Consider the following 1115-nt stretch of genomic DNA (forward strand, 5'->3'; position numbering starts at 1 on the left):
CGAGAAACACAGTCATATTGATCGTCAGCTTTTGAGGTGATTGCAACATCCATTGCTGTAGTTGTAATTGCAGTCCGCTTACCTAAGGCTTTAAGTAAGTTCATGTCAGGTTGCTCATCTAACACATCTTGCACTGACTCATATTCAACAATGTAGGCTTGAATATTTTGATAAACCGCTTTAAACGGTTTTGTTAATGCTTGACGTAAAATAGCCGGATAATCTTCAACTTGCTGAGCTTTACGAATTGGAAAATCCATTCTGATTTTGCCGTCTTCATCTTGATGAACTACAAACATACCTAAGTTTCGTACATGAAAATTAAGAGTCTTTTTCTCAGTAAAATCTTTAAATAATACGAAAGCACTCGCAAGAGTCGCATGCCCGCAAAAATCCACCTCAACCGTTGGAGTAAACCAACGTATTTCATAATTTTCAGAGTCTATAATTTTTACAAAAGCAGTCTCAGATAAGTTATTTTCAAGTGCTATCTTTTGCATTAAATCTGCATCTGGCCACTCTTTTCCAACAATCACAGCAGCCGGATTTCCACGAAATAACTCTTTGGTAAAAGCATCGACTTGATACATTTTCATGTTAGTGCTCTCTTTCTTAATAGGCTCATTTTCGAAAATTATTTAAAAGAAAAACAGATACAGTTTTTTAAAAATTAACATCACAGTCGCAAGTTACACATATAAAAAAACGGCTCATCCAGAGTGAAGAGCCGTTTAATATTAACTCTTAATGATGTTGAGTTAATTCAATTTCATCTTCGCTATTCATTATAGCTTTGTCGGTCTGCCCCATAAATTGGCTTGTAACTACACCAGCAGTCATCGAACCATTTACGTTTAACGCAGTACGTCCCATATCAATGAGTGGTTCAATTGAAATAAGAAGAGCAACCAATGTTACAGGTAAGCCCATAGCAGGAAGTACGATCAATGCTGCGAAAGTTGCACCACCACCAACACCTGCTACGCCAATTGAACTTAAAGTCACAATACCCACTAACGAAGCAATCCACATTGGGTCTAGGGTGTTAATACCCATAGTTGGCGCAACCATGACTGCGAGCATGGCTGGATATAAACCCGCACAACCATTTTGTC

At 37.9% G+C, this 1115-nt stretch carries 2 protein-coding genes; both read right to left on the bottom strand.

Annotation, left to right across the window (positions count from 1 at the left end; translation table 11 throughout):
• Positions 1-596: PhzF family phenazine biosynthesis protein (locus VXQ92_RS20205; protein WP_416682986.1), on the bottom strand; the 596-nt coding region annotated here is incomplete at its 3' end.
• A 148-nt stretch (positions 597-744) separates the two neighbouring features.
• The coding region (locus VXQ92_RS20210; protein ID WP_416682987.1) for a cation:dicarboxylate symporter family transporter at positions 745-1115 on the bottom strand (371 nt) is incomplete at its 5' end.

Source organism: Acinetobacter sp. 228 (assembly GCF_048147885.1).